The sequence below is a fragment of the Herminiimonas fonticola genome (genome assembly GCF_003293745.1).
GTDB classification, from domain to species: Bacteria; Pseudomonadota; Gammaproteobacteria; order Burkholderiales; family Burkholderiaceae_D; genus Oxalicibacterium; species Oxalicibacterium fonticola.
Genome location: NZ_PTLZ01000007.1, coordinates 1 through 7,765, shown reverse-complemented (window position 1 = coordinate 7,765; position 7,765 = coordinate 1). Strand labels below are relative to the sequence as shown.

At 49.9% G+C, this 7,765-nt stretch carries 8 protein-coding genes; 2 read left to right on the top strand and 6 right to left on the bottom strand.

The window, feature by feature from the left end:
• The 6 genes from Hfont_RS14905 to Hfont_RS14880 all read right to left on the bottom strand — a co-directional run.
• Positions 1-455: thioredoxin domain-containing protein (locus Hfont_RS14905; RefSeq protein WP_479680724.1), on the bottom strand; the 455-nt coding region annotated here is incomplete at its 3' end.
• 124 nt (positions 456-579) lie between these two features.
• Entirely contained in the window at positions 580-1,515 is a 936-nt protein-coding gene (gene copD, locus Hfont_RS14900) for a copper homeostasis membrane protein CopD (RefSeq protein ID WP_112993223.1), read from the bottom strand.
• A gap of 4 nt (positions 1,516-1,519) precedes the next feature.
• The gene (copC, locus tag Hfont_RS14895) at positions 1,520-1,906 is read right to left on the bottom strand and encodes a copper homeostasis periplasmic binding protein CopC (RefSeq protein ID WP_112993222.1); all 387 of its coding nucleotides are present in this window, start codon (positions 1,904-1,906) and stop codon (positions 1,520-1,522) included.
• Positions 1,907-1,939: 33 nt separating this feature from the next.
• Positions 1,940-2,446, bottom strand: coding sequence for a DUF411 domain-containing protein (locus Hfont_RS14890; RefSeq protein ID WP_112993221.1), 507 nt, complete (start codon positions 2,444-2,446; stop codon positions 1,940-1,942).
• Positions 2,447-2,483: 37 nt separating this feature from the next.
• Positions 2,484-3,512: a copper resistance protein B gene (locus Hfont_RS14885; protein WP_181666468.1), complete on the bottom strand. Its 1,029-nt coding sequence runs from the start codon at positions 3,510-3,512 to the stop codon at positions 2,484-2,486.
• A 21-nt stretch (positions 3,513-3,533) separates the two neighbouring features.
• Positions 3,534-5,417: a copper resistance system multicopper oxidase gene (locus Hfont_RS14880; protein ID WP_112993220.1), complete on the bottom strand. Its 1,884-nt coding sequence runs from the start codon at positions 5,415-5,417 to the stop codon at positions 3,534-3,536.
• A gap of 259 nt (positions 5,418-5,676) precedes the next feature.
• On the opposite strand from Hfont_RS14880, the gene Hfont_RS14875 reads away from it, so the two are divergent.
• On the top strand, positions 5,677-6,360 hold the full coding sequence (locus Hfont_RS14875) for a heavy metal response regulator transcription factor (RefSeq protein ID WP_112993219.1): 684 nt from the start codon (positions 5,677-5,679) through the stop codon (positions 6,358-6,360).
• Positions 6,350-7,765 (top strand): Cu(+)/Ag(+) sensor histidine kinase (locus Hfont_RS14870; RefSeq protein WP_112993218.1); only part of this gene is annotated, 1,416 nt, incomplete at its 3' end. The genes Hfont_RS14875 and Hfont_RS14870, both read left to right, overlap by 11 nt.

The window sequence follows — 7,765 nt, the reverse complement described above, 5'->3', positions numbered from 1 at the left end:
TCATAGTTTAGAAACATTGTCGAAAAACTTTCGACATCCTTGAGCTTTTGTAGAGCGAGAAGACACATGGCAATGGCAACAAACCATTCAGCAGTCTGAATTTTGAGAACACTATCGAATGCAGCCCAACTTACTGCTAACGCCACGGCGAGTGCCATGCCAAACAATGCAACCACGGGTTGATAAGTGACGGCATCCTTATCTTTGACCGGTTCGCCTAAAAATGCTGCAAGTTCGTCGTGGCCGCCTATACGCTGGCCCGCTATGAATGTTTGCGGGGTGCTTGCTACGGCGTATTGGTTTTTGAATGCATCCGTTTCGGCGCGACTGGTGAGATGATGATCCTCGACTTCGTAACCATTTCGCTTAAGTAAGTCTAAGGACTTCAAACCAAAAGGACATGTGTGTTCTGGCATGACCATTCGATACAAAATGGCGTGCTTAACTGGATCCATTTCGACTCTCCTTTCTCAATAACAAATGCTTTTCAAAGCTAGTAAACTTATCGCTGCGATCAAGGTTGGGTGACAGTATTCAATCTTAGGTTAGCTTTGCTAGGCTCTCCCGTCACTCGTTGTTTCAATTTGCTTTGCTGATTACAGGCGAGAGGACACCCAGCCAGGCCACGCAAGCAACAACCAGTATCGCCAACGTAGTTTCCATGACCAAGCTTCTCCGCAACAGCCGAGAAGCTTCCAGTCCATTTCCGGCGGTTATTGCGAGTTCCACTTTGGGACTGAGTAAATAGCGATTGGCAGCCGCCAAGGCCAGCATTCCAATGAAGAGCGACAACTTAATCGATAGCAAAAGCCCGTATTGCGTCGAGATCAAGGCATCGACAGAGGGGCCTGCTATTAGGACATAGTTAATTGTGCCGGTCGCTATCAATGACACGACGATGACTGTGCCAAGTCGAGCGAATCCGTTAGAGGTTTTGCTCAAAACACAGATTGCGTCTGGATTAGATTGTGGATCCAGCAACGCAAGCATTGCCAAAGAGAACAGTGCACCTATCCATGCGCCGGCTGCCCACAAGTGGCTGATGCCAGACACCAGGTGAATTGCCCCTTTGATCCCATCATTCATCGCTGCATGACCAGACCAAGCTAATGTAGCCAAGGCCACGCCTGAGAATGCGGTCAACAAAATAAATCTGATGTTGAAGCGCAACCCTGAGAAGATAATCGCAATGCAAGTAATGAGACTTAACATGCGCGCAATCCAGGCTATGCCCATGTCAGTGCCAGTAATCACCATACCCAATATATGCGCCGTCAACTCTGCATAGGTCTCAGCTCCTGACATAGCCTTGGCTGTTACTACCATTGAGAGCAACGAAAGAATAATGTCGGCCGATGCTGCGAGTAATAAGAATGCAGTGAATCGACGACCGAAAGAAGTGAAGTTTGCGCTTAAACGTTGCGCGTACACACCGAACATGGAAACGCCAAAAAGGGTCGCCATGCCGATATAAAGACCAAAGCGTAGCGCAATGTTTAGCCAGTCGTCCGCCATGGATTTACTTTACTTGAAAACTGATGTTTCCTTTGATGGGATGAGTATCAGAAGACACCGCACGCCAATCAACCCGATAGGTACCTGCTGTCAACGTACTGGAAGGTGTGATGATCATCGTCTTCCCATCGCTACCGCTCGATACGCTTGCTGTCATTTTCATTGCGCCATGGCCGGGCATATTGGGCATATCTGTCATGATGAGATTGGCTCCAGAAAATTGGGTGTTCAACGTTTCTGAAAATTTCAACTCGATTTTTGCTGGAGCTGGTCCTTCTGACTTGTCTGCCGGTGTGGATGAGAGAAGATCTGGATGTGCGAAAACCGAAGTAGCGAACAAGGTGGCAGCCGAAGCGAGAAGTAGCTTGGAAGTGATTTTAGAGATAGACATTATGAATCCTTTAAAAGCATTGTTTAAGAATGTTCAACGATAAGATTGATATACCGCAGTACTACCGTCGTTCTTGATTAACAGCACGTCATACGCAGCCTTTTGTCCTGCAAAAGCAGGACCGTCCATGCCAGGCGAACCTATAGGCATGCCTGGCGCCGTTAGTCCCCGCGCAGTTGGTTTCTCTTTGAGCATGCGTTTGATATCTGCGGCGGGAACGTGCCCTTCCACCACATAATTGCCAATCTTAGCGGTATGGCAAGAGCCATATTTGACCGGTACCAGCAACTTTTTTCTCGCTTCTTCGTTACCGTCGTTATGAATTTTGACCTTGAAGCCAGCCTCTTCCATGTGATGTACCCAATCCTCACAGCAGCCGCATGACGGGTCTTTCCATACTTCGGCCACCGGATTGCCTTGCGCACTGGCCGTGTAAGCCACTGACGCCAACAAAAAGCATGAGAGCAATGTACGTAGTTTCTTGATCGAATCTACGAGTGGCGTGCTGGAGGGAGGAGCAAGTTCATTCAATTTATTCATCGCGTTTCCTCAATAAAATTTTTACTTCTGACGTTTCTTAGAACCAGAAACGCAGACCGGCCACTACGCGCGTTTTTTTAGTGCGTCCGCCTTCGGCTCGAACATAATCGGCAGTTTCTCCAAAGGTCCCAGCGCGTTCCACGCCGATGTAAGGGGCAAACTGGCGGCTGAATTCATAACGTAGACGCAGCCCTGCGGAGGCTTCTGACAGACCGCTTCCAATGCCGCGCTCCGGATCGCTCTTACCAAAGGCCTGCATTTCAATTTTTGGTTCAAGAACCAAACGTTGCGTGATCAAGAGCTCATAGCTTGCTTCGAGGCGAACAGCTGTCCTGCCGCCGTCACCAAGGTAGGCTGTGGCATCGACTTCAAACCAGTAAGGAGACAAACCTTGAATGCCAAACGCCATCCACTGTCGATTTGGGCCTTCGCCCGTATCCAAACGAACACCTAACTGCGTATCCCAATGAGTTGCAATGGCGTGGCTCCATAGCAATTCCGTGCGTGACTCTTCGACCTTACTTTTGGCCACGTCACCTTCGGCCTTTATTACGAATCGATCGTAGGTAGTGCCAAACCAACCTTGCATGTCATAACTTGTGCTGTCATCGCCTTTGCTGTCGAATTTGCGTTCAAGGCGTTCAGCACGAAACGACGCAAAAGTATGTTCATCAGCAAGCATCAGGTGCGGTACGCCGGGTACTGCATAATCACCTTTCCCGACCTGCAAGCCGTTTGAGTATGCATGGGGGTCCCGTGCGTCCGGCGGTGCAGAACCACCCTGCATTTGCATTTCCCCATGATCCATCTGAGAAGGTGGTGCGGAATCTCCTTGCGTCATATTGTGACCTGCATGCGGATCGGCCGCGACCTCAGTCATACGGTGCCCAGCATGCAGATCTACAGCTTCAAGGGAAATTTTAGATTTGTCTCCCTGAGATTGGGGCGACACCATTTCTTGGTGCGCCGAATGATCTTGCGAGCTTGTAGATTGCGCACTGACCGACACACTGGCTAGTGATGCACAGACCATAGTCGCGAAATGGATAGCTCTTACTTTTGACATTATTTTCTCCTCATGTTCAGTTCAGGACACTACGACTTCGCGGAACATGCCCCCATCCATATGGAACATCAGGTGACAATGCCAGGCCCAGCGGCCAACGGCGTCGGCTGTAACTAAAAAACTGATACGCTGTGCTGGCTGCACCGGCAGAGTATGGCGGCGCACTTGAAATTTGCCGTCGGGGCTTTCTAATTCGCTCCACATTCCATGCAAATGCATTGGATGCGTCATCATGGTGTCGTTATGAAGAATGACGCGTAGACGTTCTCCATGCCGGAAATGAACCGGGGTAGATTTCCCGAACTCGACGCCATCAAAAGACCAGGAATAACGCTCCATGTTGCCGGTTAAATGGAGCTCAACTTCTCTGCTAGGTCCGCGTTTGTCCATCGGTCCGGACGGGGTGTGCAAATCGGCCAAGGTCAATACTCTTCTACCGTTATTGCGCAATCCAATACCCGGATCATCCAGATTGCTTCGCGCCATATCCACCCGCATGTCCGTACTAGCGCCATATTCAGTTCGCGCGTGCCGTGCCGTTGTAGAAGGAACGGCCAAGCCAGTCATTCCTTTCATCGCGCTATGATCCATGCCCGCGATGACACTGTGATCCATTCCGTTCATACCAGTCATTCCGGTCATATCCCCGGAGTCCATAGTGGACATTGAGCTGTGATCCATCATATTCATGCCGGTCATGCCGCTATGATCCATGCCGGCCATGGAACCACCGCTCATAGCTCCATGCTCCATGGAGCCCATCATGTCGCGCATCGTCAGCCACTCCACAGGATCCAGTTTCGGCACCGGTGCTTTCAGACCTTCACGAACGGCTAACGTTGCAAGCGCAAAACCAGTTCTCTCCATAGACTGGGCGAAGATCGTATATGCCTCGTCAAGCGGCTCAACAATCACATCGATCGTCTCGCCGGGACCAAATCTGAATTCGTCGACTGTCACAGGTTCAACATCGAGACCATCGACATGTACCACTTTCAGTTTCAGACCCGGAATCCGTACGTCATAGAAAGTGTTGCCCGCGCCATTAATCATTCGCAAACGTACCCGCTCACCCGGACGGAACAGTGCGGTCCAGTTGCCTGCTGGTGTAATACCATTGGTCAGGTAGGTAAGCGTTTGAGAAGAAAGATCGGCTAGATCGGTTGGATTCATGCGCATTTCATTCCACATTTTGCGCTTCTCGAAAGCCGAACCGACTCCGTCACGCGCAGCGTCGCGGAAGAAGTCGATTACCGTGGGCTGGTTGTAATTGTAATAATCACCTTGCGCCTTCAGCTTGGCGAACACCCGCATCGGATCTTCATCAGTCCAGTCAGAAAGGAGCACGACATGATCACGGTCAGCGCGAATCGTCTCTGGACCCGCGGGGTCGATGATAATGGCGCCGTACATTCCGGTCAGCTCCTGCATTCCAGAATGCGAGTGGTACCAATAGGTACCACTTTGTTGAACCTTGAACCTATACGTAAATGTCGCGCCTGGTGGAATACCTGCGAAGCTAATTCCTGGAACACCATCCATTTGATAAGGAAGAATGATTCCATGCCAATGGATTGACGTGTGCTCGCGAAGTTTGTTGTGCACGCGAATTGTCACGGTTTCGCCTTCTCGCCACCGTAGTGTGGGTGCCGGTATAGAACCATTTATGGTGGTCGCCATCCCCGGCTTACCCGTAAAGTTCACGGGCAATTCATTCACCACCAGATCAAACTCGTTGCCACGCAAAATAGGCGCCGTTCCTTGGCTTAGCTGGTTACTGTTTGTCAAAGCGCTTAAGACTGGCGATGAGAGGCTCGCCAAAACTCCTCCAGCAACAAGGCCCTGGACGAACCGCCTACGGCCCATGCCAGATGGGGGAATAATGAGAGGTAATCGACGTGACATGTTGGTATTCCTTATGAATCAGTCAAAATGGATACGGCTGAATGGTAACAAGCGTGAATGCCACTTACTTTTGAGCCAATGACGCCATCCTAGTCACCCCCTACTTTCTAGCGTATGACATCTTGATTACATTTATGTAATGTAGCTGTCATCTGTGCGGAAGACTGTATGAAGTACATTGCTATCTATTAGTTCAGGTTGCAATTCAGGGTATGGCCTTTCACGCCTGCGCGAGGCAAAAACTCACTTTGAGGGTGAAATGAAATTATTGGTCGTTGAAGACGAGAACAAAACGGCAGATTACGTACGCCAAGGGTTAATGGAAGCCGGGTTCATGGTAGATCTCGCCCGCAACGGATTAGACGGCCACCATATGGCAATGCACGAGTCTTACGATCTCATTTTGTTAGATGTCATGCTGCCGGATGTCGACGGCTGGCGTATCGTTAAGTCTCTGCGTGACGCGGGTAAGCAGATGCCTGTTCTATTTCTCACGGCACGTGGAAGTGTTGACGACCGGGTAAAAGGATTAGAACTTGGTGCCGATGATTATCTGATCAAACCGTTCGCCTTTTCTGAATTACTGGCGAGAGTGCGTACATTATTGAGGCGGGGAAGCACCCCGAGTCAATCGGAAAGAATTGAGGTGGCCGATCTCATTCTTGACCTCCCTCGTCGCAAGGCGAGCCGAATGGGGCAGAAAGTTGTTCTAACCAATAAAGAATTTGCCCTGCTTGAATTGCTGGCCAGAAGGCAAGGCGAAGTATTACCTCGTTCTTTGATTGCCTCGCAGATTTGGGACATGAATTTCGATAGCGACAGCAATGTCATTGACGTCGCTATTCGTCGGCTTCGTGCCAAGATCGACGATCCTTTCGAGCCTAAGCTTATTCATACCGTACGCGGTATGGGCTACACCTTGGATATACCAAATGGAGATTAAGGTCGCAAATAAACGCCGCCCAATCTCACTTGCATGGCGGGTCACAGTATTGGTAGGTATCGCTACTACACTCGTTTTTTTGACATTTAACTGGATTATCGTTCGTTCGCTTGAGCATCACTTTGCGGAACAGGACGCAGGGGAATTACAGGCCGTAGCTAATGCCGTAGTTAAAACCCTGCGAGCGCCAGGCCTTCAAGGGAATAAGGACGCTATGACGCAACAGTTATCTGCCATTGCTGTTGGCCATCACGGCATATCCTACGGTGTTCTAAAGCGTTCAGGAACGCCTGTATATTTGAGTTCCGGCCCCGATCTAGCCCCGGTCTTTGCCGGTGAAAAATCTAGTGTGCATATCAGAGAAGATCGCCTTGTGATTTGGAGGGCGGACGGCAAGTCCTATCGCGGCGGCGCGCTTGAAGTGGACGCCGACGCGATACAAGCTGGAGAGCCCTATCTTGTGGCTGTGGCGATGGATATCGACTTCCATCTAGATTTTTTAGACATGTTCAAGCGCATCCTGTGGTGGGCAACCTTGATCGTAGCGCTCATCGCTTTAGTAGTGGCGTGGTTTGCCGTCCAGTGGGGGCATCGCCCTATCCGCAAGGTTTCTAAAGAAATCCGCGCCATTCGATCCTCCCAACTCGATGTGCGGCTAAGTCCTACAGATGTGCCGATCGAATTGGAAGAATTGGCCGTATCGTTTAATGACATGCTCGGTCGAATCGAAGATGGTTTTGGGAAGCTAGCTAATTTTTCAGCCGACATTGCGCATGAGTTACGTACGCCCGTTACTAACTTAACTACACAAACGCAAGTGGCTTTAAGCCAAGTTCGCACTGCTGACGAGTACCGGGAGGTCCTGTATTCCAATCTTGAAGAGTTTGATCGCATGAGCCTGATGATCAGCGATATGCTGTTCCTTGCTCAGACCGAAAATGATCCGCGCAATCTCCGTCTTGCCAATACGGATGTCACAGCATTGATCCAAGGTCTTTTCGATTACTTTGGCATGCTCGCGGAAGATGCGAGCATTACGCTAACCTTGACGGGTAATGCGAAGCCTATTTGGGCCGATAGAGAAATGATGTTGCGTGCATTAAGCAATCTTCTGTCGAATGCAATACGTTATTCATCCCCTGGCTCTTCCGTCATCGTGCGTCTAATACAAGATGAAAAATACACGGGCATCACTATCGAAAATCCAGGAGAGCAAATTTCTGAAGTGGATCTGCCAAAGTTGTTTGACCGCTTTTTCCGTACAGATCCTTCTCGGAAACGGAAATCTGGTGCCGGGCTCGGCTTAGCAATTGTCAAATCCATTGTTGAAGCGCATGGCGGTACCGTGAAAGCTAGCTCACAAAACGGATGGAACAAGTTCCAGATAAACCTCCCTGTCATCCAC